The 25616-nt window shown below is 68.8% G+C and carries 14 protein-coding genes and 1 tRNA gene; 8 read left to right on the forward strand and 7 right to left on the reverse strand.

All coding sequences use genetic code 11. The annotated features are described in order from the left end of the window. Positions 1 to 359 precede the first annotated feature (359 nt). The 3 genes from LTV02_RS27485 to LTV02_RS27495 form a co-directional block, all read right to left on the reverse strand. A complete protein-coding gene (locus LTV02_RS27485) occupies positions 360 to 9767 on the reverse strand; it encodes a non-ribosomal peptide synthetase (RefSeq protein ID WP_233034727.1) in 9408 nt (3135 codons plus the stop codon). A gap of 221 nt (positions 9768 to 9988) precedes the next feature. Then, on the reverse strand, positions 9989 to 10969 hold the full coding sequence (locus LTV02_RS27490; RefSeq protein WP_067712219.1) for a helix-turn-helix transcriptional regulator: 981 nt from the start codon (positions 10967 to 10969) through the stop codon (positions 9989 to 9991). Positions 10970 to 11031: 62 nt separating this feature from the next. Beyond that, the gene (locus LTV02_RS27495; protein ID WP_067712223.1) at positions 11032 to 11871 is read right to left on the reverse strand and encodes a M23 family metallopeptidase; all 840 of its coding nucleotides are present in this window, start codon (positions 11869 to 11871) and stop codon (positions 11032 to 11034) included. Positions 11872 to 12069: 198 nt separating this feature from the next. Here LTV02_RS27495 and LTV02_RS27500 point away from each other — a divergent pair, with 198 nt between their 5' ends. Both LTV02_RS27500 and LTV02_RS27505 read left to right on the forward strand, forming a co-directional pair. Continuing rightward, positions 12070 to 13098, forward strand: a complete 1029-nt coding sequence (locus LTV02_RS27500) for an NAD(P)H-dependent flavin oxidoreductase (RefSeq protein ID WP_233034728.1) — start codon at positions 12070 to 12072, stop codon at positions 13096 to 13098. A gap of 73 nt (positions 13099 to 13171) precedes the next feature. Beyond that, complete coding sequence (locus LTV02_RS27505) at positions 13172 to 13564, forward strand: SCO5389 family protein (protein WP_067712229.1); 393 nt, start codon at positions 13172 to 13174, stop codon at positions 13562 to 13564. A 54-nt stretch (positions 13565 to 13618) separates the two neighbouring features. On the opposite strand, the gene LTV02_RS27510 is transcribed toward LTV02_RS27505, so the two are convergent. Next, positions 13619 to 14977 (reverse strand): serine/threonine-protein kinase, encoded by a 1359-nt coding sequence (locus LTV02_RS27510; protein ID WP_233034729.1) that lies wholly within the window; start codon positions 14975 to 14977, stop codon positions 13619 to 13621. 110 nt (positions 14978 to 15087) lie between these two features. On the opposite strand from LTV02_RS27510, the gene LTV02_RS27515 reads away from it, so the two are divergent. Together LTV02_RS27515 and LTV02_RS27520 are read left to right on the forward strand one after the other, a co-directional pair. Beyond that, entirely contained in the window at positions 15088 to 16791 is a 1704-nt protein-coding gene (locus tag LTV02_RS27515) for a metallophosphoesterase (protein ID WP_233034730.1), read from the forward strand. An 81-nt stretch (positions 16792 to 16872) separates the two neighbouring features. Beyond that, positions 16873 to 17316 carry an EF-hand domain-containing protein gene (locus LTV02_RS27520; protein WP_233034731.1) on the forward strand — a complete coding sequence of 148 codons (444 nt, stop codon included), beginning with the start codon at positions 16873 to 16875 and terminating at the stop codon, positions 17314 to 17316. A gap of 17 nt (positions 17317 to 17333) precedes the next feature. Here LTV02_RS27520 and LTV02_RS27525 read toward each other — a convergent pair whose 3' ends face one another. Then, entirely contained in the window at positions 17334 to 18953 is a 1620-nt protein-coding gene (locus LTV02_RS27525) for an acyl-CoA synthetase (RefSeq protein ID WP_233034732.1), read from the reverse strand. 202 nt (positions 18954 to 19155) lie between these two features. Then, the gene (locus LTV02_RS27530) at positions 19156 to 20793 is read right to left on the reverse strand and encodes a long-chain fatty acid--CoA ligase (protein WP_233034733.1); all 1638 of its coding nucleotides are present in this window, start codon (positions 20791 to 20793) and stop codon (positions 19156 to 19158) included. Between the two features lie 507 nt (positions 20794 to 21300). Between LTV02_RS27530 and LTV02_RS27535 the strand changes: the two genes are divergently transcribed. From LTV02_RS27535 to LTV02_RS27545, 3 genes are all read left to right on the forward strand, one after another. Continuing rightward, entirely contained in the window at positions 21301 to 22764 is a 1464-nt protein-coding gene (locus LTV02_RS27535; RefSeq protein WP_233034734.1) for a flavin-containing monooxygenase, read from the forward strand. A 59-nt stretch (positions 22765 to 22823) separates the two neighbouring features. Then, positions 22824 to 23657, forward strand: a complete 834-nt coding sequence (locus tag LTV02_RS27540) for a methyltransferase domain-containing protein (RefSeq protein ID WP_233034736.1) — start codon at positions 22824 to 22826, stop codon at positions 23655 to 23657. 191 nt (positions 23658 to 23848) lie between these two features. After that, a tRNA-Arg gene (locus tag LTV02_RS27545) sits at positions 23849 to 23921 on the forward strand. A 12-nt stretch (positions 23922 to 23933) separates the two neighbouring features. On the opposite strand, the gene LTV02_RS27550 is transcribed toward LTV02_RS27545, so the two are convergent. Then, positions 23934 to 24491 carry a dihydrofolate reductase family protein gene (locus tag LTV02_RS27550; RefSeq protein WP_233034738.1) on the reverse strand — a complete coding sequence of 186 codons (558 nt, stop codon included), beginning with the start codon at positions 24489 to 24491 and terminating at the stop codon, positions 23934 to 23936. 213 nt (positions 24492 to 24704) lie between these two features. On the opposite strand from LTV02_RS27550, the gene LTV02_RS27555 reads away from it, so the two are divergent. Further along, positions 24705 to 25580 carry a LysR family transcriptional regulator gene (locus LTV02_RS27555; protein ID WP_233034740.1) on the forward strand — a complete coding sequence of 292 codons (876 nt, stop codon included), beginning with the start codon at positions 24705 to 24707 and terminating at the stop codon, positions 25578 to 25580. Positions 25581 to 25616: the final 36 nt, after the last annotated feature.

Raw genomic sequence — 25616 nt, forward strand, 5'->3', positions numbered from 1 at the left:
CCACCAGCCTCGATGCGATGACTTAACGGCCGATCGATGCGATGCCTATGATCAGGGAAAACTATCGCAGTGACCCACTGCACATCCGGCTCGGGAGAGTACTGAATCGGCCCCGATTCCTATGTAGGGGTAACTATTTCGGTCGTGTTTCAGGCCGGTGTATAGGTCTCTATATCGGTCACCGTATCCGTCACGGTATTGGCCGCCCGAGTAACTTACTCACCGGGATACTCGCCATTACTCGATAGACTGGCCCGAATTATGTTGTCCTAAACAAACTTGGTTCTGTGCGATCACCATCGGCGATCGCACAGAACCAAGTTCGATGGCGGATACCCCGCCGGTCGTTCAGCGCGGCGTCAGAGCGCCACCACGGTCGCCACCCACGGCACCCGGGCGGCGGCGGTCTCCGCCGGTCCCTCGTCCACGATGACGGCCTGCAGATCCTCCAGGGGATCCGCGCCCACCGCGCCGACTCCGGCCGCGTCCGTGAACAGGTGGGTCACCCATTCCTCGGCGAGCACGTCGGTCAGTTCGGTCCCGGGCTCGATCTGGGTGACCACGACCGACGCCCCGCCCGCGCCCGCCGCGAGCACCTCGACCACGGCGGCCAGCGCATCGGGCCGACCGGACCGCAGCGTGCGCGATTCGAAGGTCAGCTCGGTCGCGCCGCCGATCCGGCTCACCGTTTCGGCGAGTTCGTCGTAGCCGAGGGTCCGCGCGCCGTGCACGAACGCGATGTCCGCGCCCTGCAGGGCCCGGGTGCGGTTGGCGTAGGTCACCGGACGCGGTGAGGCGGCGGCGATTTCGGCGACCAGCGCCGGATCCGCCAGCGACAGCCAGTCCACACCGTCGGCCGCGGCGCCGGCCGCGGCGGTCAGCCCGACCTTGATCAACAGCTCGGCCGGCAGTTCGGTCTCCAGGTTCGCGACCGGCACCAGCGCGGCGCCCGACTTCAGCACCGCCCAGGTGGCCACCACCAGATCGATCCCGCGATCCAGCCGCACCGCGACGCCGGTGCCCGGACCGCAGCCGCGGCCGATCAGCACCCGCGCCAAACGCGAAGAGCGCGCGTCGAGTTCGGCGTAGGACAGCGCGTCCTCGCCCCGCACCAGCGCCGGGCCGTCCGGATCGTCCTCGACCGCGGCGGTCAGCAGCTGCGGCAACTGGGTGCCGCGGGTGACGGCGGCGGTCTCGGCGACCGGCGCGGCGGTCTGCGGACGCGCCTGCGTGCCACCGAATTCGATGGCGCCGACGCTCTGGCGCGGATCGGCGGCCACCGCCGCCAGCAGGCGCTGCAACCGCTCCCCGAAGGTGGCGATGGTGGCCTCGTCGAAGATGTCGGACGCGTAGGTGATGGCGCCGGCGATCTCCCCGATCGGCCCGCCCTCCCACTGCCGCGGATCGATGGTCACCTGCAGATCGAACTTGGCCGCCACCGCGCCGGTATCGAGCGCGGTGATGTTCAGCCCCGGCAGTTCCAGGCTGGCCTGCTCGTTGTTCTGGAACGACAGCACCACCTGGAACAGCGAGTCCTGGCCCTGCGCACCGCGATCCGGGGCGACCGCCTCGACCACGCGCTCGAACGGGATATCGGCATTGCCGAAGGCGGCCAGATCGGTCTCGCGCGCCGTGGCCACCAGATCGCCGAAGGCGGCCGCCGAATCGACGGCGGTGCGCAGCGCGAGGGTGTTCACGAACATGCCGACCACATCGTCGAGGACGCGTTCGCCACGGCCCGCGATGGGCGTGCCGATGACCACGTCCCGGCTGCCCGACAACCGCGACAGCAGCGCGGCCAGCGCCGCGTGCACGACCATGAACAGCGAGGCATTGTGCTCGCGAGCGATGCGCTGCAGGCCCTCGTGCACCTCGGCGGGCACCGTGAAGGTGGTCGCGCCGCCCTGCATGGTGCGCACCGCGGGCCGCGGGCGATCCAGCGGCAGGTCGAGCGAGCCACCGGCCCCGGCGAGCCGGTCCCGCCAGAACGCCAGCTGCGCCGCGGCCACCGAGTTCTCGTCGTCGTCGGTGCCGATGACTTCGCGCTGCCACAGCGCGAAGTCCGCGTACTGCACCGCGAGCGGCGACCAGGCGGGCGAATTACCTTGGGTGCGCGCCACATACGCGGTGACCAGGTCGCGGGCCAGCGGCGCCAGCGAGGCGCCGTCGCCGGTGATGTGGTGCACCACCACGACCAGGTAGTGCTCGGTGCCGGCCGCGCCGTCACTGCACAGCAGCGCCCGCACCGGCACCTCGGCGGTGACGTCGAAACCGCCGGAGAGCACCGCGGTCATGCGATGCAGCGCATCGGCGCGCGGGCCGACCGCGAGACCGCCGGGCAGCGCCTGCTCGACCGGCAGGATCTCCTGGTAGGCAATGCCTTCCGCGTCCACCGGGTAGCGGGTGCGCAGTGATTCGTGCCGCTCCAGCACGTCCAGCACGGCCTGGCGCAGCGCCTCGATATCGAGGGTGCCCGAAAGCCGCAGCGCCAGTGGGATGTTGTAGGCGGGCGAATCGGGATCGAGCTGGTTCAGGATCCACATGCGCTGCTGGGCCAGCGACAGCGGCACCCGTTCCGGGCGCTCGCCGCGCACCAGCGCGGGCCGGTGCTCGGCCGCCCCGGCCACCACCTTGGCGGCCAGCCCGGCGACGGTGGACACCTCGAACAGGTCCCGCACCGCGAGATTCGCGTCCAGGGCCTCGTTGATGCGCGCCACCGCGCGGGTGGCGAGCAGCGAATTGCCGCCGAGGCTGAAGAAGTCGTCGTCCACGCCGACCTCGGCCGCGCCGAGCAGCGCGGCGAACTCGGCCGCCACCACCCGTTCGGTCTCGGTGCGCGGGGCGCGGAATTCCGCCGAGCCGCCGAATTCCGGTGCGGGCAGCGCCTTGCGGTCCAGCTTGCCGTTCGGGGTGAGCGGCAGCATCTCCAACGCCACGAGGGCATCGGGAACCATGTAACCGGTGAGGAATTCGCCGAGCGCGGCCTTCAGCGCGGCCTGATCGATGGCGAGTTCGCCCTCCGGCACCACATAGCCGACCAGCTGGTCGACGCCGTTGTCGGTGCGCACCAAGGCGACCGCCTGGCTGATGCCGGGCAGCCGCAGCAGCGCCGACTCGATCTCGCCGAGCTCGATGCGGAAACCGCGCAGCTGTACCTGCTGATCGCTGCGGCCCGCGTATTCGAGGTTGGCCTCGCCGCCGAAACCGCACCAGCGCCCGACGTCACCGGCGCGGTACATGCGCGAACCGGGCGGGCCGTACGGGTTGGCCACGAAACGCGACGCGGTCAGGCTCGGCCGGCCCAGGTAGCCACGGGACAGCTGCTTGCCGTCGACGTAGATCTCACCGGCCACGCCGACCGGGGCCGGGTGCAGGCGCTGATCCAGCACGCGCGCGCTCAGGCCCGGCAGCGCCCGGCCGATGATGCTGCTCGGCTGTTCGGCGAATTCCTCGTCCAGGGCCAGGAACGACACGTGCACCGTGGTCTCGGTGATGCCGTACATGTTCACCAGGCGCGGGGCGTCCGCCGGATGCCGGTCGTACCAGCGGCGCAACTGCCGCAGATCCAGTGCCTCACCACCGAATACGACATAGCGCAGCGCGTAGTCGCGGTCCTCCGCGGCGGCGGCCCGGTCGGCCTCGGCGAGCTGGTAGAAGGCGGACGGGGTCTGGTTGAGCACCGTGACCCGTTCGCGAATCAGCAACTCGCGGAACTGTTCCGGCGACCGCGAGGTGAGATGGTCGACCACCACCACCGCGCCGCCGTTCGCCAGCGCGCACCACAGTTCCCACACCGAGAAGTCGAAGGCGAAGGAGTGGAACAGGGTCCACACGTCGTGCTCGTCGAAATCGAAGTGCGCCTGGGTGTTCGCGAACAGTTCCACCACATTGCGGTGGGTGACGCCGACGCCCTTGGGCACGCCGGTGGAGCCGGAGGTGTAGATGACGTAGGCGAGCTGATCGGAGCGCAGCGGGGCGCGCCGGTCGGCATCGGTGACCGGGGCGTCGGAGAAACCCGCGAGTTCGTCGAGCAGCACCACCGGAATATCACCGGCGGGCACGGCATCCCGTTCGGCGCTGGTGGTCAGGATGCAGGCGGGCTTGGCATCGCCCAGCATGAATTCCAGCCGCTGCGCCGGGTAGGCGGTATCGATGGGCAGGTAGCCCGCGCCCGCGACCAGCACCGACAGCAACGCCACCGGCAGCTGCTCGGTACGCGGAACGGCCACCGCCACCAGCGATTCCGGGCCCGCGCCGTAGGCGATGAGCGCCCGCGCCACTCGATTCGACCGGCGCACCAGATCGTCGAAGCTCAGCGTCTCGTCGCCGAAGCGCACCGCCGGCGCGCCGGGACGCTGCCGGGCCTGCGCGGTGATGAGATCCACCAGGGTCACGTCCGGGACGGGCGCGCCCGGCGTATTCCACTCGTGCAGCACGAGATCGCGCTCGCCCGGCGCGTACAGGTCGATATCGCCGACCACCGCGCGCTCGTTCTCGGCCACCGCGGTGAGCAGCCGGGCCAGGCGATCGGCGAAGTCCTGCACGGTCGCCGGTTCGAACAGGTCGGTGGCGTAGGTGAAGGTCAGCGCCACACCCGTAGCGGCGGCCCGCTCGGTCACGTCCAGTTGCAGGTCGACCTGTGCGATGCCATTGCTGTAGCCCGCTTTTCCGGCGGTGATGAGCACCTGGAACGGCGGCTGACCGGCGGCCCCGCGCACGGAGTCGAGCACATCGGCCAGGCGTTCGGCGGCGCCGCCGGTGCGGCCCAGCGCCGCGGCGTCGGCGCGGCCGACCTCGTCGAGCAGGTCGGCGAACGGGGTGGCCGGGTCGATCTCGGTGCGCAGCACGACCGCGTCGGCGATCGAAACCCCCGGTGCGGCAGCGCTTTCCGAGGTGATCGCGCCCATCGGGATCTCGCGGACGCCGCCCGACAGCCGGGCGAGCAGGACCGCGAAGGCCGCGCGCACGACGGTGAACAGGGTCGAATCATGGCGGCGCGCCAGGCGATCCAGCGCCGAATGCACCTCGGGGTAGAGATCCAGGTGCAGTTCGTTGCCGCGCCGCGACGGCACGGCCGGGCGCAGGCGATCGGCGGGCAGTTCCAGCTGTCCGGCGGGCGCGGTGGCGACCCACCAGTTCGCCGGCGGGGCAATGGCATCCGACTGCAAGCCGACGAACCGGCCGACCAGCGAGCGCAGCAGGTCCGCGAGGGCCCGCGCCGCCGGTTCGGAGACGGTGTCGCGGCGGTGCCAGACCTTGAAGTGCAGGCGCGCACCGGATTCCACCACCACGGTGACCGGGTAATGGGTGAAGGTGACGCCCTTGACCCCGGCCACCTCCAGTCCGTCGATATTGCTGCCGGCCTGCTGCAGGCCCTCGGCGTCGACCGGGTAGGACTCGTAGGCGACCAGCGAATCGAAGGCGCCGCCGGTACCGGCCGCGCTCTGGGTCTCGGCCAGGCCGAGGTAGTGGTGTTCGAGCAGGCCCGCCTGCTCGGACTGCACGCGGTTCAGCAGTTCCCGCACGGTCCATTCGGCGTCGAAGCGCACCCGCACCGGGATGGTGTTGACGAACAGGCCGATCATCTCGTCCACGCCGTCCAGCTGCGGCGGGCGGCCCGAGACGACCGCGCCGAACACGACGTCCTCGCGGTCGGTGAGCGCGGCCAGCAGCAACGCCCATGCCGACTGCACCACCGTGTTCACGGTGACCTCGGCGTTCGCGGCGAAGGCGGTGACGGCCGCGGTCTCGGCCTCGGTGAGCTCGAATTCGATTTCGCCGTAACCGATCTCGGGTTCGGCGGGCCGCTCCAGCACGCTCGCCACCATGGTCGGCTGCGCGCCGGTCAGGGTGGTGCGCCACTTCTCCAGCGTCGCCTCCCGATCCTGGCGCGCGAGCCAGACCAGGTAGTCGCGGTACGGCCGGACCGGCGGCAGCAGCGACGCGTCACCGTGCGTCGCGTAGGAGATGAGCAGGTCCTTCATCAACAGCGGCAGCGACCAGCCGTCGAAGAGCAGGTGGTGCGTGGTGAGCACGAAGTGGATGCGCCCGGTCACGGTGCGGTACACCGTGAATCGCATGAGCGGGGCCACGGCCGGATCGAAACGGGTGCGCTGATCCTGTTCCAGCAGCGCCGGAATATCTTCGTCGGCAACGTTTTCCACGAGCTGCCACGGGGTTTCGATGGCATCGACCACGACCTGCACCGGGGTGCCGTCGGCGGCGGTGACGAAGGCGGCGCGCAGGGCGGCGTGCCGGTCCAGGATGGCGCCCGCCGCGCGGCGCATGCGCTCCAGATCGACGGTGCCCGCGAGCTCCAGCGCGAACTGGGTCACGTAATCGTCGGCGGCGCCGGCGGTCAGCTGGGAGTGGAAGTAGAAACCCTCGGCCAGCGGCGAGAGCGGCAGCACATCCGACAGCCCCGGGTAGGCCTGCCGCCAGGAGTCCAGCTCGAGCTGGGTGGCCCGGACCAGCGGTACGTCGGACGGCGTCAAACCGCCTGCGGCCGGGTCCTGCACGTGCCGGGCGACCGCGGTCAGCGCCGCCACCCAGTCCTGTGCCAGCTCGCGTACGGCGGCCTCGTCGAGGATCTCGGCGGCGTACTGGAACGACACCGACATGCGGGGTCCGGTCTCGCCGTCGGTGACGATGGCATTGATGTCGACCACGGTGCTCGCGGGCATGGCGAGGTCCTGATCGACCTCCAGCTCGCCGAGCGCGTCGGTGGGCAGCCAGGCGGCCCCGCCCGGCGCTTCGGTGATCTCGCTGGTGGAGATGCGGCCCAGGTAGTTGAAGCCGATCTGCGCCACCGGTCCGGCGAGTTCGCCGGCCGCGGCCGGATCGAGGTGCCGCAGCAGGCCGAAGCCGATGCCCTTGTCCGGCAGGGAAAGCAGCTGTTCCTTGATCGCGCGCAGCACGCCCGCGGTGGCCGCGCCGCCCTCCAGGGCGGCGGCGGTGTCCACCCCGGTCAGATCCAGCGCGACCGGATAGACGGTGGTGAACCAGCCGACGGTGCGGGTGATGTCCGCGCCGGGAACGACGCTCTCCTCACGACCGTGGCCCTCCATGCGCACCCGGGTGACGGGCGCGTCCACGCCGCGGCGCTCCCGCCACGAGCGCACCGCCAGCGCCAGCGCGGCCAGCAGGCCGTCGTTCACGCCGCCGCGGTAGAGCGCCGGGACCTCGGTGAGCACGGCTTCGGTGACCTCGGCGGGCACCTGAATGTTGAAGCGGCGCACCGTCGCATAGGTATCGACGGCCGCGTCGAGCGCCCGCGCGCCCAGCAGCGGATCAGGCGCGGTGAGCGCCTGCCGCCAGTAGTCGATTTCGGCGCGGCGCGTGTCGTCGGCCGCCACCTCGGTGAGCGCGTGCGCCCAGCGGCGGAACGAGGTGCCGACGCCCGGCAGCGACGGGCGCTGTCCGGCCGCGCGCTGCATCCAGGCCAGCACCAGATCCGAGATGAGAATGCGCCAGGAGACGCCGTCGATCACGTAGTGGTGGGCGACCAGCAGCAGCAGATCGGCCGCGTCGGGCCGCCGCACCCAGGTGGCGGTGACCATGCGACCGGCCACCGGATCCAGCGCGGCCATGGTGGAATCCATTGCGGCGCTGCCCAATCGGGCCAGCTCCGCGCCTTCCACCCCGGCCGGGAAATCGGTCTCGGCGATCAGCGCGTCGGCGTCGATCTCGGTGGCGGGCGGCACCTGCAGGGTCCAGCCGTCGGCGGTGCGCCGCAAGCGCGCACGCAGCACATCGTGGTGGGTCAGCACGGCGGTCAGCGTGTCCGCGATCCCGGCCCGGTCGATGCCGTCGGGCAGAGTCAGCACCATGCTCTGCGAGAACCGGTCCGACACACCGTCTTTCAGGTATTCGGCCAGCACCGGCGTCAGCGGGATCTCGCCCGTGCCGCCGCCCGGCAGCTCCTCGAGCGCCGCGATCACGTTCTCGTCGCCGACCACGGCCACCTTGGCCAGCCCGGCCACGGTGCGCTGCTCGAACACGTCCTGCGGCGTGAACACGATGCCCAGCGCCCGCGCCCGCGACACCAGCTGGATCGACATGATGGAGTCGCCGCCGATGGCGAAGAACGAGTCGTCCGCGCCGACCTCTTCGGTGCGCAGCAATTGCGCGAACAGTTCCGCCAGCTGGGTTTCCACCGGGCCGGACGGCGCGCGCGAAGTGGTGACCGGGAAGACCGGCTCGGGTAGCGCGGCGCGATCCAGCTTGCCGTTCGGGGTCAGCGGCAGCTCACTCAGCACCATGATCGCCGACGGCACCATGTGCGGCGGCAGGCTCTGCCCGACGAACTCGGCCAGCGCGGCGGTGTCGACGGCCCGGCCCGCGGCCGGCAGCACGTACGCCACCAGCGCGGTCGCGCCCGACGGCAGCGTCTTGCCCATGGTGGCCGCGAAATCGATGTCCGGGTGCGCGGTCAGGGCATTGTCGATCTCGCCCAGCTCGATGCGGAAGCCGCGGATCTTGACCTGGAAGTCCGAACGCCCCAGGTACTCGATGACCCCGTCCTCGCGGTTGTACCGCACCAGGTCACCGGTCCGGTACAGCCGCGCGCCCGGATTCTCCTCGCCGCCGAACGGGCTGGCCACGAAGCGCTCCGCGGTCAGGCCGGGCCGGCCCAGGTAGCCCTGCGCGAGCGCGGGACCGGACAGGTACAGCTCGCCGATCACGCCCGCGGGCACCGGCCGCAGCCGGGTGTCCAGCACGAAGGCCCCGACGCCGGGAATCGCGGACCCGATGGTGATGGGTTCGCCCGGCACCATGGCCGCGCTGCTGGTGGCGAGAATCGTGGCCTCGGTCGGACCGTAGCCGTTGTAGAACGCCCGCCCCGGCGCCGCCCAGCGGGCCACCAGCTCCGGACCGAACTTGTCACCGGCGACCACGACGACCTTCAGGTCGTCGAGATCCGCGGAGTCGACCGACTCCAGCGCGGCCGGGGTGATGAGCATGTGCGAAACACGTTCGCGCCGCAGCAGATCCGACAGGTCCGCGCCGCCGAACACGGTCGGCGGCGACACCACCAGGGTCGAACCGGAGGAGAAGGCGAGCAGCAGTTCCAGCACCGAGACGTCGAAGTTCGGCGAGCACACGTGCAGTACGCGGGAGCCGGGCTCGACCGCGTAGTGCTCGCGCTCGGCCGCGACCAGGCCGCCCAGGCCGGTGTGGGTGACCACGACGCCCTTGGGCTTGCCGGTGGAGCCGGAGGTGTAGATGAGATAGGCCGGATGCTGTTCGGTCAGCGGCCGCACCCGGTCCGCGTAGGAGACGGTGTGCGCGGGCCGCGCCTCGATCCGGGCCGCGGTGGCCGGATCGTCGAGCTGCAGCCATTCGACGCCGTCGCCCAGCACCGCGCGATGCTCGGCCACGGTGACGCCCAGCACCGCGCGCGAGTCCGACAGCAGGTATTCGATGCGATCGGCCGGATACTTCGGATCGACCGGCACATAGGCCGCACCGGCCTTGGCAATGGCCCAGACAGCCAGCACCGATTCGATGGAACGGCTGATCCCGATGCCGACCACGTCCCCGGGTCCGACACCGCGTTCGATGAGCTCGCGCGCCAGCTTCGAGGAGGCTTCGTCGAGTTCACGGTAGGTGAGTTCACGCTGGTCGGCGGGTTCCCCGGTCGGGTTGAACCGGATCGCCACCGAGTCGGCAGCCGACTCGACCGAAGCGGTCAGAAGCTGCCCGAAAAGCTGGCTGCCGGACCGCCGACGACGGTTACCACGAGCGGAACGGCGGGCAGTTTCCATTCGAGTGTATTCACCTCTCGCGTTCATCAGGTCCCGCCCAGCGCCGATGCGAATTCGGCCTCCGCCCAACGGTTCGTGCCATGCCGTCGGCAGTGGGAGCGGTCCGAGCAATCCTATACGGGCTCACCGGAGCGGCATGACCGCCCGAGTTCTACTCACCCATCGGAACGAGAGGGCCGCGATGTTGCAGCTTCACGAACACGAGTGAAATACACCACAGTTCACAGCCAGCCCCGCCGGGTGGCCTGCACCCCCGCCTGGAATCGGGTGCTCGCGCCCAGCCGTTCCAGCAGGCTGGCGGTGCGCCGCACCACGGTGCGCCGGGACAGTCCCAGACGGCGGGCGATGGTGTCGTCGGTGGCGCCCATGCTCATCAGCGTGAGAATTGCGCGGTCGCGTTCGTCCAGCGCCTCGGTGGGGTTCACCGAGATGGGGGTGGCCATGGACCACAGCGCGTCGAAGGTCTTGACCAGCAGATCCAGCGTGGGCGACGGGCCGACGCGGATGCCCATCGGATCGCCGCGGCGTTCGTCGGTGTGCAGCACCAGCACCGCGCGGCGATCGTCGGCGACGATCAGCTTCAGCGGCGGATCGGGCAGGGTGCGGGCCAGCGCGCCCACCGCATTGGTGGCGAGCACGTGCCGCAGCCGTTCCGGATCCTGATAGATGGTCTCCTGGTACAGCGTCTTGTAGTCGATGCCCGCGGTGATGCGCGAGGACTTGAGCTCGAACAGCCGCTCCTCGGTGTCCACATCGGACAGGAACGGGCCGCGCTCCACCACTTTCACGCACTGGTGCGCGGTGTGCTGCAGATCCTCGAAATCGGCGAGCAGCTGGCGGCGTTCGTAGACCGCCACCACCGCGCCGTCGGCATCGGTGGTGCGGCGCACCGAACGGAAGGTCTCACCCAGGCGCGCGGCGGCCGACTGCATGCGCAGCAGATCGTGATTGCGGCGGCGGGATTCGGCCTCCGACAGGGCTTCCGGCGCGTGCGCGTCCCAGCGCACGGTGCCGTTGGCTTCGGTGAGGCGCACGGCGGCCTCGAGATGACAGAGTGCTTCCAGCGCGGCCTCGGCCACGCGGGGAGGGCAGCTCAGGCGCTCGGCTACTTCGATCGCCGTCGACCGCGGATGCTGCACGAGAATCGCGTAGGCGCGCCCGTGCAGGGAACTCGGGTCGAAGAGATCGTCGAGAGTAGTCACCGCACCTACCGGAACTCGACGGTCCGCGGGGAACCGCCCGTTCACCGGTGCCGGTGACCTGTCTACTGGGCCGGGCCCCACTGCTGCTGCATGATGACGCCCTTGCTGGCCAACCATGGCAGCGGATCCATCTTGTTTCCGGCGGCGTCCCAGATCTCGAGGTGCAGGTGAGGTCCGGTGGAATTGCCGCGATTTCCGACAGTGGCGATCACGTCTCCGGTGTTGACCCGCTGTCCGGCCGAGACCAGCATGTCATTGACGTGACCGTAGACAGCGGTGGTGCCGTCGTCCTGTAGGACGCGCACCCAAAGGCCGAAACCGCTGGCGGGACCCGCCTCGACCACCGTGCCGCCCATGGCGGAGTGGATGGGGGCGCCGATGGTGTCGGCGAAGTCGAGTCCGTAGTGCATGGCGCCCCAGCGGGCGCCGTATCCGGAGCTGATCACGCCGGCCACCGGGCGGACCGCGGCCTGCGGAGAGAACTGCTGCTGCAGGCTCTTCAGCGTGGCCTCGGCCTGAGCCAGGGGGTTGGCGATCTCCGGGGGGAGGTTCTGGAGGCCGAAAGGCGCTGCGGCGCCGGCATCGGCGATGGCGGCGGCCTGCGCGACCGGGGCATTGTCCGCGACGGGCGCGGCGGCCTCGACGGTGGCGGAGCGGGCCTGGCGGAGTTCGGTGGCCGAATCCGCCTGTGCCACATCCTCACCGATCGACTTCTCGTCGTGACCGGGGAGCAGCGGGGCGGCGTGCGCGAGGGCGGGAACCAGCTGGGCGCCGGTGCCGATGATGGCGCCCGCGGCGACCGCGACTCCGGCGACGACCTTCACGCGATCGACGGTGGTGGGTTCGGCCCGGTGGCGACGGCGGCCCGCACGGCCGGCACCGGAATCACCAAGCAAGTCCATAACGGATACGGAATTCGCGGTCTCTCGGTGGTGCGGCAAAGCTCGTCCTAGCGTTCGGGGATCCGGTAACGATTCGGCATCGCTGTGACGGAAACTGTACTCGCTCGTGACCATTCCGCAACCTTTTCGGCGAAACGCCCAGGTCGAGCAATCGAACACTTGATCACAGAGGGTAACCCCGAGGGGCAAACTGGGAGCATGCTTCTCACCGAATTGGGTATCCCCGTCGTGCTCGCGCCCATGGCCGGCGGACCGTCCACCCCGGAACTCGCGGCGGCGGTTTCCGAAGCCGGCGGGCTGGGGTTCGTGGCGGCCGGTTATCTGAACTCCGGGGCGCTGGGCGAGCGGATCGCCGCGACCCGGGCCTTGACCGGCAAGGCGTTCGGGGTGAATCTCTTCTATCCATCAGCGCCGACGCCGACCGACCGGTTCGCCTCTTATATAGAGGACATCGCGCGCGAGTTCCCAGTGGGCGAACCGCGGCACGACACCGACGAGTGGGACGAGAAGCTCGCGCTGCTGCTCGCCGACCCGGTGCCGGTGGTGTCGTGCACCTTCGGCTGCCCCTCGGCCGAGGAGATCGCGCGGCTGCACGGGGTCGGTTCCGAGGTGTGGGTGACGGTCACGTCGGTGGCCGAGGCGCAGCTGGCCGTCGAGGCGGGGGCGGACGCGCTCATCGCCCAGGGCGCGGAAGCCGGTGGGCATCGCGGCAATTTCGCGGATCGGGTCGAGGACGATGTCACCGATCCGCTGGGGCTGCTCGCGCTCTTGCAGTTGCTGCGCGCGGCCGTCGACGTCCCGCTGATCGCGGCGGGCGGCATCGCCACCGGGCCCGGACTCGCGGCCGCCCTCGCCGCCGGCGCGGCCGCCGCGCAGATCGGCACCGCGTTCCTGCGCTGCCCCGAGGCCGGCACCGCGCCGCTGGTGCGCACCGCCGTCACCCTCGACACCCCCACTATGCTCACCCGCGCCTTCACCGGCCGCCGCGCTCGCGGGCTGGTGAACAAGTTCATGCTGGACCACCCCGGCGCGCCCGCCGCCTACCCCGAGATCCATTACGCCACCGGACCTTTGCGCGCCGCCGCCCGGGCCGAGGGCAATGCCGACGCGGTGAATCTCTGGGCAGGTCAGGCGCATTCGCTCGCACCCGAGTTACCGGCCGGCGAGCTGGTGCGCCAACTGTCCCAGGATGCGAAATCCGCTCTGAACCGCGCACTTTCATGGTGAATCCAGTGCTATTGACAACCGATTTCGTTTAGGATGGGCTGACATCATTCCGCCATCCCATGAGGAGAGCGATATGTCACTCGACGTCCCCACCGCCTTGCTCGAACGTGCTGAACGCGGTGAAGTCAGCGACGACGAATTCGTCGAATGTGTGAAGAACTCGCTGCCCTACGCCTACGAGGTAGTCAGCCGAGTGGCCGCCGACCTGCGTTCCGGCACAGAGGAATACGCCGACAATCTCGTCGCCCCGCCAGACGAAACGGCCCGCGGCCAGCTGCTGCGCGCCATGGCCTCCGACGCCATCCGCGGCGGCCTGGAACGCCATTTCGGCATCAAGCTCGCCTTCCAGAACTGCCACCGGGTAGCGGCCTTCCCGCTCTCCTCGGTCGGCGGTGACACCTACAGCACCTTCATCTCCACCCGCGCCCAGTTGCTCAACCAGAGCCCCGAGCTCCGCAACTGCTGACGCACGCTGAAACGGCGCGACCGAAACCCGGTCGCGCCGTTCGGTTTGCGGTGTCTAGCCGCGCTGAGCCGCCCTGAACTTCCGCACTTCCCTGATCGCCAGGTAGCCGAAGCCGACGAAGGGCAGGAAGAACAAGACGAACGCGGCGATCATGTCGGCCACCGTGTAGCCACCGCTGACCGCCACCGCCACACCCCCGATGGTCATGGCTCCGAACAAGAGGACCAAGAGCGCCAGCAGGGTCCACCAGATCGGCTGCCACCAGCGCACCTGCGCGGGCTGTGGTCCGATCGGCGCGTACCGCTGCTGCCCGTCCGGCATCGGCGTCGGGTACGCCGCGAACGGCGCGGGTCCGGCCACGACCAGCGGGGGCGGCGTCAAAGGCGAATACGACTGCGGCACGGGCGTATAGACCGCCGGCGTCGACGAGTAGCTCTGCCGCGGGGGATAACTGAGCGGCCCCGGCGCGCCGTGCGTCGGAACGGGCTGCGGATACGGCACGCCCCCATCCCATTTCACGGTCGGGGGCGCGGAGGACCCGACAGCCGATCCACTCTGCCCGTTCAGTGCCGCGCGGGCCGCGGTCGCCAGCTCACCCGCACTGGCGTACCTGTGCGGCGGATGCTTGGCCATGCCCCGCGCGATCACCCCGTCCAGTGCGACCGGCACTTGCGGATGCCCCACGCTCGCGCGCGGCGGCGGCGCGGTCAGGTGCGCGGCCATCTGCTGGGCAGGGCCGGTCTGCCCGAAAGGCAGTTCGCCGGTGAGACATTCGAAAAGCAGGCAGGCCAGTGAGTAGACGTCCGAGCGCAGATCCTCTTCGCCGGAGAACCGTTCCGGAGCCATGTACGCCCAGGTCCCCACCGCCACCCCGGTGGAGGTGATAGCGGCCTGCCCGCCGCCGCGCGCGATCCCGAAATCGATGAGGTACGCGAAACCACTGGGGAGCGTGAGCACATTGGAAGGTTTCACATCGCGATGCACCAGTCCCGCCGCATGCGCCACATCCAGCGCCTCCGCGACCTGGGCCACCAGATCGACGGCGCGCTCCGGGGTGAGCGCACCGTGCCGGTGCAGGATCTTCCCGAGATCCTCGCCGTCCACCCGCTCCATCTCGATATACAGCCGCCCGTCCAGCTCCCCGAAGGAGTGGATCGGCACCACGTGCGGCCCACGCAGTTTGACGGCCAGTCGCGCCTCGCGTTCGAACCGTCGCCGATACTCCTCGTCCACGGCCAGTTCCGGCGGAAGTACCTTCAACGCGACCTCGCGGCCCAGCCGAGTGTCCTCGGCCAGCCACACCTGTCCCATGCCGCCGCGGCCGAGCACGCTCACGAGTCGATAGTGGCCGAGTATGCCGTCGACCGGCACGCGCCCTCCCCAGAATTCACCGCATTTCGCGGTGCTCAGCATACGTCTCACCTCCGACACGGGCGGTGCCGCGCGAGAGTTCACCAAGAATTCGCGGCGACGCCGTGGTGGCGGGTTGATCGCGCCGCCTCGGTGCACCAGCATTCGAACGCATGCCGTCGAACCACCTGAGCAACGCCGGCGATATCCCCGATACCGGGGTCCCGGCCGAAATCGCCGCCCAGACGACCATGGACGAACAGTACGAATGGCATCGCGCGTTGCTGCGCCGTCATCCGGTGTCCAGGCGTAACTTCCTGCGCGGGTCGGCGGTGGCGGCCGCGGTGACGGCGGTCGGGTGTTCGCCCTTCGCCATCGGCGCGTATGCCGAGGAGGGGCAGCTGGCGATCGGCGGACGGCATGTGGGGTTCGGGCCGGACGCGTCCAGCCAGTTGCGTTTCGCGGCGCAGCTGTCGCGAAACCCGCGCGACGGCAAGGTTTTTCTGGACCACGGCCCGACGCCCGCACTGGGCGGGACCGTCGAGGCGGAGGTGCGGAATCTGGTCACGCAGATCCCGTCCAGCGACGGTGGGATCCTGGCGGCGGAGCAGTTCTATGTGCACGCGCCGGTCGACGGGCTGCCCGGCCGCCTGCCGCATTTCTATCGCTGGCGCACCTCCGACGGGTTCATGGGCGATATCCGCTCGGCCGCGCCCGCCATGCCCACCGCGCGAAATGCGGTGCTGCCCTTCCGTTTCACCATGATGGGCGATCAAGGCACCGACGAAACGCCCGCCCAGCCCGCCGGGGTGGTGCGCGGCGACTACGACGACCGCTACTACAAACCGGACAACGACCCGGACGTCCCGCATGCCGCGAACGTGATGCGCCAGATCGTGGCGAGCCGCCCCGACTTCCATATCCTGGCGGGCGATATCGCCTACGCCGATCCGTCCGGCGGCGGCAAGAATCCCCAATTCGTGCCCGCCGGAGGCACTCTCGCGGGAGGCTTCGACAAGTACAACCCGTACGTCTGGGACGTCTACTTCGGCGCGATCGAACCCAGCGCCTCCACCACGCCCTGGATGTTCGCCACCGGCAACCACGATATGGAAGCCGCCTACGACACCCGCGGCTACGGCGGCCACCTCGCCCGCCTGGACTTCCCCGGCAACGGCCCCGCCGCCTGCCCGTCCGCCTACTCCATCACCTACGGCAATCTGGCGGTGCTGTCCCTGGACGCCAACGACGTGTCGTACGAGATCCGCTCCAACTTCGGCTACTCCGGCGGCTCCCAGAACACTTGGGTGGAGCGCACTCTCGCGGCCTACCGCAACGACAAGAACATCGACTTCATCGTCTGCTTCTTCCACCATTGCGCCTACTCCACCACCGACTCGCACGCCAGCGACGGCGGCGTCCGCGAAGCCTGGTGCGACCTGTTCGACCGCTACCAGGTCGATCTCGTCCTACAGGGCCACAATCACGTCTTCGAACGCACCGACCCCATCCGCGCCGGCTCCCCCACCCGCGCCGCCACCGACAACGCCATCGTCTACCCCGAATCCGACGGCACCGTCTACTACACGGTCGGCGGCGGCGGCCGCCCCCGCTACGGCTTCCAGCCCGGCTCCCCGGAAACCTATCGCGGCCAAGAGGTCCCCGACCCCACCGTCCCCAACAGCTACGTCTGGCAATCCGGCGGCAAGAAACAAGACGAACCCGCCCCCTGGTCCCGAGTCCGCTTCCGCAACTACTCCTTCCTCCGCGTAGACGTCCGCCCCGCCTTCTTCTCCTCCGAAATGGACGTCGTCGCCATCGACGAATACGGCCGCGAATTCGACAAGCTCACCTACCGCCGCCAGGTACGCGTGTGACCGCCACCTCTTGACCGCCGAGCCGCCGGTGCTGTCGAATTCCCTGGACAGGTAGGGATTCCCAGCACCCAGGAGCACACCGTGGCGACCGACCACCCCGCCGACACCTTCGCCCTCTGGGACCGCGACGGCGACGGCCAGATCTCCGCCGAGGACATCCTCCTCGGCATCACCGCCCTAGGCCTGGAAATAGACGCCGAAGCGGTGGAACGCCTGGTAGCCGCCGCCGACACCGACGGCGACTTCCTCATCTCCCGCGCCGAATTCGAAGCCGCCCGCCTGGGCCGCGACCCCGAAATCACCGACCCCGACGCCGCCTTCGACACCTTCGACGTAAACCAGAACGAACTGATCGAACTCGAAGAACTCGAATCCCTCCTCCGCACCTGCCCGGACCTGACCGATCGATCCGCCGAAAGCTTGCTCGCGGCAGCCGATTCGGACGGCGACGGATTCCTGTCCCGCGCCGAGTTCGCCGCACTGCTCGCCGGGCTCGCCGGTGCGGACGAATCCGAGCAGTCCTGAGACGCCGCGGAAGCCGGCTAGACCTCCTGGAGTTTGCGCTTGAGGATCTTGCCGGTGGGGTTGCGGGGTAGCTCGTCGAGGAAGACGACTTCGCGGGGGACCTTGTAGCGGGCCAGGTTGGACTTCACGAAGTCCTTGAGTTCTTCGGCGGAGAAGGACTCGCCTTCGTGGACTACGACGAAGGCTTTGAGGCGGGCGCCGAATTGTTCGTCGGCTACGCCGATTACGGCTACCTCGCGGACTGCGGGGTGGGTGTGCAGGAGTTCTTCCACTTCTACGGGGAAGACGTTCTCGCCGCCGGAGACGATCATGTCGTCGTCGCGGCCGTCGATGAAAAGTCTGCCGGCGCGGTCGAAGTGGCCGACGTCGCCGGAGGACATGAGGCCGCGGATTACTTCCTTGTGGCCGCCGCCGGTGTAGCCCTCGAATTGGATCACGTTGCCCACGAAGATGCGGCCGGTGACGCCGGCGGGGACCTTGCGGCCTTCCTCGTCGAGGATTTCGACGCGGGCGCCGAGGACCGGGCGGCCTACGCAGCCTGGCTCTTTCGCCAGGTCTTCGGGGGTGGCGATGGTGGCGTAGGCGACTTCGGTGGAGCCGTAGAGGTTGTAGACGACGGGGCCGAAAGCGGCGGTGACGTCGCGGCAGAGTTGGGCGCCGAGTTGGGAACCCGCGACGAAGATGATGCGGAGGGCGGACAGGTCGCGGCCGGTGAGGGCCTTGCCGCCGAGGTCCATCATGCGGGCCAGCATGACCGGGACGACGATCATGGTGGTGGCTTTGTGCTCGGCCGCGCTGTCGATGGCCACCTGGGGGTCGAAGCGGCGGCGGACGACCAGGGTGGAGCCGAAGCCGAGAGTCAGGATGGCGCAGGCGAATCCGAGGGTGTGGAACATGGGGGCGCAGCATTCGGTCACCTCGTTCACGCGGAACGGGACCTTGGACAGCAGGCCGCCCAGGGCGGCGAGGGACTTCGGTTCGGGGCGGGGCGCGCCCTTGGGGGCGCCGGTGGTGCCGCTGGTCAACAGGATGATCTTGGGTTCGACACCGGGACCGGGCGGGGACTGCGGCGAGCCCGCGGCGATCAGCGCTTCCAGGCTGTCCGGGCGTTCCTCCGACGTCCAGGCGCGGTAGCTGCCGCGTTTGGGCGTGACCTCGTCGAGCATGTGGGCGTACTCGTCGTCGTAGACGAGCAGATCGGTGCCCTCGCGGGTGGCCACGTCACGAATCTGCGGACCGGCGAAATCGGTATTGAGCAGAATGATTCGAGCACCGCACTTGGCGGCCGCGAATACCGCGTCCAGCAGCCCGCGATGGTTGCGCGCCAGAATCGCCACGCCCTCACGCGGTTTCAGGCCGCGCTCGCGCCAGGCATTGGCGAGCCGGTTGGAACGCTCCTCCAGTTCGGCGAAGGTGAGCGACCCGAGTTCGTCGATCAGCGCGGTGCGGTCCGGATACCGTGCGGCCGACAAACCGAGGCCCGCGGCGATCGTCCCGTAGCGCAGCATGGAGGTGGCCGCGGAGAGCAGCGGCAGCGGCGATTCCATGCGCACCAGCCCGGTGTCCATGCACAACCGCGCCGACTCGACTTCGATATAGGCCCGCTCCCCCAGCGTGCGCAGCAGTCCGAGGGTCATGCGCCCACCCCCGACCCGCTCGAATCGGACATCGATTCCCCTTGCGCGCGTGACGATTCCACCCGGACCTCCTTGTCCACCCCTGCTGGGTCTCAGCCCTCAAACTAACGGTAAGACCCAGCCCACGCGAGCGGAAGCATCCGGCCCTCCTCGCGCGCGACACGCGGAGCAGGGCCGGACAAGCCTCCGAATCAGGACAGCATCAGGACAGCGTGGTGACGGTCAGCGCGCCATCCGCGTACTGCGCCCGCAGCCGCTTCTTGTCGAACTTGCCGACGCTGGTCTTGGGCACCTCGTCGATGAACGCCCAGTGCTCGGGCAGCTGCCACTTGGCGAACTTGTCGGCCAGGAAATCGCGCAGCTCTTCCGGCTTGGCCTCCGCGCCCGCCGCGAGCACCACGGCCACCAGCGGCCGCTCGTCCCACTTCTCGTCCGGCACGCCGATGACGGCGGCCTCGGCCACGGCCGGGTGACCCACCACCGCGTTCTCCAGATCCACCGAGGAGATCCACTCACCGCCGGACTTGATGACGTCCTTGGAGCGATCCACCAGGGTGAGGAACCCGTTCGGGCTGATCTTGCCGACATCGCCGGTGCGCAGCCAGCCGTCGTCGAACTTGTCGCCGTCGATGACCCCGCCCTGCGGCGAGTAGTAGGACCCGGTGATCCACGGCCCCTTCACTTCCAGCTCACCCAGCGCCACACCGTCGTTCGGCACCACCGAACCGTCGTCGCCGACCAGGCGCGCCTGCACGCCGGCCGGGAAACGACCCTGCGTGTAGCGGTAGGCCCACTGCTCGTCGCCTTCCGAACCGGCCGGGGCATGCGCCACCGAACCCAGCGGGGAGGTCTCGGTCATGCCCCACGCGTGCAGCAGCTTGACGCCGTGCCGTTCCTCGAAGGCGCGCATCATCGACGGCGGGACGGCCGCGCCGCCCACCACGCAGGTGCGCAGATGCGAGATGTCCTGCGGCGCGGCCTGCAGTCCGGCCAGCACGCCGCCCCAGATGGTCGGCACCGCGGCCGCGAAGGTCGGCTTGATCGCGGCCATCATCTCCAGCAGCGGCGCGGGCTGCAGGAACCGGTCCGGCATCAGCAGATTCGCGCCGGACATGAGCGCCGCGTACGGCAGACCCCAGGCATTGGCGTGGAACAGCGGCACGATGGCCAGCACGTTGTCCGCGCCGGTGAAGCCCATGCCGTTGGGCTGGCACACCTGCATGGCGTGCAGCCAGTTGGAGCGGTGCGAGTAGACGACGCCCTTGGGATCGCCGGTGGTGCCGGAGGTGTAGCACATGCCGGCGGCCGAACGCTCGTCGATGACCGGGTAGTCGTAGCTGTCCGGCTGCGCGGCAAGCAGTTCCGCGTAGGAGTGCACGGTGACGCCCTCCGGAGCCTGGAGCGCGGCCGCGTCGCCATTGGCGACGATCACGTGGCGGACGGTCTTCAGGTTCGGCAGGTACTGGGCGAACATGGGCAGCAGCGTGCCGTCGACGATGACGACCTGGTCCTCGGCGTGGTTGGCCACGTAGACCAGCTGCTCCGGGAACAACCGGATGTTCAGCGCGTGCAGCACGGCGCCCATGGCGGGCACGGCCACGTACGCGACCATGTGCTCGTTGTTGTTCCACATGAAGGTGCCGACCCGATCGCCGACGCCGATGCCCAGGTCACGCAGGGCATTGGCAAGGCGGGCGGCATCCTGGCCGATTTCCCGGAAGGTCTGGGTCCGGACCCCGTCCCCGGTCCAGGTGGAGACAGTGCTGTCGCCCTGGAAGGTGGACGCGTAGCGCAGCAGTGTCGCCAGTGACAGCTGCTCGTCCTGCATGGTGCTCAACATTTCCCAACCGCTCCCTTGCATGTAACTACGAGTAAGTGAACTGAGTCACTTGCGGGCAGAATAGCCGAAACCGGACATCCGCCGAGGAGGGGCGGTAATGCGGACGTAAAGAAAACTGCGGGCGGCGAACCCCACCTTCGCCGCCCGCAGCTTTGCGCCAACCGGCCACCGCCCAACACGATGACCCGCCGGCTTCGAAGTCCTGATCAGCGTCGGCTTGCGACGACACCCCCTGCGGTGCCGCAGAATAGCCAATCACTAACCAGGACAAGCAAATTGGAGCAATATCTTCCGTGAATATATGTAGTGGGACGTGAGGCTGTCCAGTCGAGGACAGCGGCGCAGGTCAGGCAGGGTTCACCGGTCCGGCCATCGGACGGTGAGGCAGATTTCCGGCGGTCGCGGCAAACCTTGCTATACCCGGCTTCGCCAAACTTGGCCGAAAATACCAATTCGGTGACCGGCGTTCTCTGCTTGACCAGCGCGAACGCCTTCTACGGTCGATACATGCAGCGAGAGCCGTCCATCCTGATCATCGGCGCCGGGTTCGCCGGACTCGGCATGGCGCTGGAATTGCGCCGGCACGGACTGACGAACTTCACCATCCTGGAAAAGGCCGCCGATCTGGGCGGCGTCTGGCGCGAGAACACCTACCCGGGCGCGGCCTGCGATGTGCCGTCGCCGCTCTACTCGTGGTCGTTCGAGCCGAAATCGGATTGGCCGCGGCGGTTCTCGCAGCAGCGCGACATCCACGCGTACATGCGGACGGTGGCCGACAAGTACGAGCTGCCCGCCGCCATCGAATTCGGGGTCGAGGTGACCGATGCGGAATTCGATGAACGCGAAGGAGTTTGGCGGGTGCACAGCGCCGACGGGCACGTCCGCACCGCCGATATCCTGATTCCGGCGGTGGGGCAGCTCTCGCGGCCGGCGCTGCCGAATCTGCCCGGGATCGACAGCTTCGAGGGCGCGGCCTTCCACTCCGCCGAATGGGATCACTCGGTGGAGCTGACCGGTAAGCGGGTGGCGTGCATCGGCACGGGAGCCAGTGCCATTCAATACATTCCGGCGATTCAGCCGCAGGTCGAGCAACTGACCCTGTTCCAGCGTTCGGCCGCCTGGGTGCTGCCCAAATTCGATACCGAATACACCGCGCTGCATCACGCGCTGTTCAAGCATGTGCCGGTGACGCGGCTGGCGGAGCGGTTCGCCATCTGGAGCTTCTTCGAGGTGATGGCGCTGGCGCTCACCGATATTCCCGCCATCAAGACGCCGGTGATCGCCATCGCGGACCGGCATCGCGAACAGCAGGTGCCGGATCCGGCGTTGCGCGCCAAGCTGACTCCCGATTACGCGGCGGGATGCAAGCGCGGGCTGTTCTCCAACGAGTACTTCCCGGCATTGGCCCAGCCCAATGTGCATGTGGAGACCACCGCCATCGAAGCGGTGACGCCCAAGGGGATTCGCACCGCCGACGGGGTGGAGCATCCGGTGGACGTCATCGTCTACGGCACCGGGTTCAAGGGCACCGAATTCCTGGCGCCCATGAACATCTACGGATCGAACGGGCGCAAGCTCGCCGACGAATGGTCCGCGGAGGGGGCGCGCGCGTTCCTGGGTATGTCGGTGCCGGGGTTCCCGAATCTGTTCATGATGTACGGCCCGAACACCAATGTGGGTTCGGGTTCCATCATCTACATGCTGGAGGCGCAGGCCCGCTACATCCGCCAGGTGGTCGAGTATCTGGGCGCGCATCCCGGCCGCGTGCTGGCCGCGCGGGCGGATGCCGAACAGTCCTGGGACGACTGGTTGCAGGCCCGCCTGAAGGACACCCCCTGGAACTTCTGTTCCAGCTGGTATCGCAATGCCTCGGGCCGCATCACCAACAACTGGCCCGGCGCGACGGTCCTGTTCCGCTGGAAGACAAGGCGATTCGATCCGGCGCACTACGACACCGGCAAGACCACCTAGACTGTCTCAGACAGGCGCGGTAGCCTCGTGGGAGATCCGAAAACCATCGGAGGGTCCCAATGACGCAGACCACCGCCGCCATCCCCGTCGAAACCCTGCCCGAACGCACCGGCCGCTGGGCGCGAGAATGCCTCGAATGGGCGAAAGTCCCGTTCCTCCCGCCCGGCCGCCGCGTCGGCCGCGTGTACGACATCGTCGGCCCGCAGAACCTCTTCGGCGAGGATTCCCTGTTCATCAACCTCGGCTACTGGCACGATCGCCCCGCCACCCTCGACGAAGCCAGCCGCGACCTGGCCCGCCTGGTGGCCCGCACCGCCGACCTCAACCCCTCCGATATCCAGGTCGACGTCGGATTCGGTTACGGCGACCAGGATTTCCTCTGGGCCCGCGAATTCGCCCCCAAGGAAATCATCGGCCTCAATATCGCCACCGAACAAATAGCGATAGCCACCCGGCGCGCCACCGAACTGGGCCTGTCCGACCGCATCCGCTTCCAATATGGTTCCGCGGTCGCCATCCCCCTGGACGACGCCTCCTGCACCAAAGTCACCGCCCTCGAATCCGCCTTCCACTTCCCCTCCTACCCAAAGTTTTTCGCCGAGGCCCACCGCATCCTCCAACCCGGCGGCAAACTCGTGACCGCCGACATCACCCCCCGCGCCTACCTCCCCTACTACCGAAACCTCTTGCGCAAAGCCGGTTTCCAAGACGTGGACGTCTACTCCATCCGCGACGACGTCTACCCCTCCCTCGCCCGCCACCTGGGCAAACGCCTCCGCGCCCCCGACATGCGCCGCGTCAACCCCCTCCTGCGCGCCACCTTCAGCCGCCCCGGCCTCACCCTCTGGGGCCCCTGGGCCGACTACATCATCGCCACCGCCACCAAACCCTGACCGCGCGGCGCTGCCCCGCCCCGTTCTCCACGGTCCGGGTGCGCCCGCCCCCGGGGTCGTCCGGCGGACCGACCGCTGCCGGACGACCCACCTCCCCGCCACCCTCTACCCCGTGCATGCTGTTCAATCGCCCCCGACCCGGTAGACTCCCCCGCGTCCCGGTTGGCCGCGCCCAGCGCACCACCAGTCCAGCCCTCGTAGCTCAGGGGATAGAGCACCGCTCTCCTAAAGCGGGTGTCGCAGGTTCGAATCCTGCCGAGGGCACTTCCGGGAACGTCATTCACCCAGTTCAGGTTTCCGATGGGTCTTTTCCACCGTGTAGCGCAGCTGCGCGAAGCCGCCACCGACGTCCGCCGCCGAGTCCAGGTGCAGCGAGACATCTTCGGGGAGGTCGCCGAAGAGGCGGAAGCCGGCTCCGATCAGCACCGGAGCGACGCTGATGATGAATTTATCGACGCGGCCGGCCCGCAGGAAGCTTTGGATCAGGCGGCCGCCGTCGGGGTAGACGTGTGCGAGTTCGCGTGCTTCGAGGTCGGCGATCATGCTGTCGAGGTCGCGGTAGACGGTGATGCGTGGATCGGCGTCGTCGGGCAGGGTGGTGCTGAGCACGCCGACGTGGCGGTTGCCGTAGTGCCAGTTCTCCGCACCGAATCCGATGACCTTGTCGTAGGTTTTGCGGCCCATGATCACGGCGTCGACCGAGTCGAGGAACTCGAGAAACCCGAGATCCCCGGCTTTCTCGCCGCGTGAGGTCAGCCATTCGATGTCGTCGTCGACGCGGGCTATATAGCCGTCGAGACTGGTGCCGATGAAAACGGTGGCCGAGAAGGTCATTCGGTTCTCCTATCCTGTTGCCTCGGAAATTCGTTGGGAAACAGTCTTTTCTGGTTCCCGGGACCCACAGGGTTTGGAACGCCAGGTCATTTGTTCACCTCCACAGCCGCGCCTTGGTTGGCCCGGGTCCTAGAATGAGCGGCCGGCAACCGCCGAACAACGACGAAGAAAGCAATGCCGCATTAACCGCGGAGTTAACGAGACAGGGACTTCGTGGAGTTACGCGACATCGAGATCTTCTTGACGCTGGCCGAAGAGCTGCATTTCGGGCGGACCGCCGAGCGGCTCAATGTCACCCCGGCGCGGATCACGCAGGCGATCAAGAAGCAGGAGCGTCAGATCGGAGCGCTGCTGTTCGAACGGACCAATCGGGTGGTGCGGCTGACCGCGGTGGGTGAACAGTTGCGCGCCGACCTGCGACCGCACTACCGAGGTCTGGAGCAGAGTGTACGGCGGGCCAAGCTGGCCGCCCGCGGGCAGACGACGGTGCTGCGGGTCGCCCTGCATCCCTTCAACTTCGAAGGGCTGCACCAGTATTGGGCCGAGTTCCGCCGTCGGCACCCGCAGTGCGAGCTCCGGCTGCACCGTCTCGCGTTCACCGATCCGTTCAATACGCTGCGCAACGGTCAGTACGACGCCCTGGTGACGTGGGGGCCGGTCGACGACGACCTCACCATGGGGCCCGTCCTGTTCCGGGATTCCCGGGTGCTGGCGGTCAGTCATGATCACCCGCTGGCTGACCGGCCCGAGGTATCGGTCGAGGACTTCGCCGACTACCTCCATGCCATGCCGCCGAAGGCACCGTCCGGCTGGGAGGGAACCTACCTCCCGTTCTTCACACCGAGCGGACGCCCGATCACCCGCGGTCGGCAGATCACCAACCCCGACGATCTGATCGACTGGGTCGGCAACGGCGATATCGTCCACGCCTTCCCCGCCCACGTACTGCACCACTGGGCGGTGACGCACGTCCGCTGGATTCCAGTGACCGATATGCCGCCGCTGCCCTACGCGCTGGTGTGGCGGACCGAGAGCGAGCCGATAGGCGCACTGGCGACAGTGATCAGCGATCTGAGCGACGCTCCATAGTCCGCGCCCCGTCATGACCGGGGACCGGCGCCCGGG

The organism is Nocardia yamanashiensis (assembly GCF_021183565.1).
Lineage (GTDB): Bacteria > Actinomycetota > Actinomycetes > Mycobacteriales > Mycobacteriaceae > Nocardia > Nocardia yamanashiensis.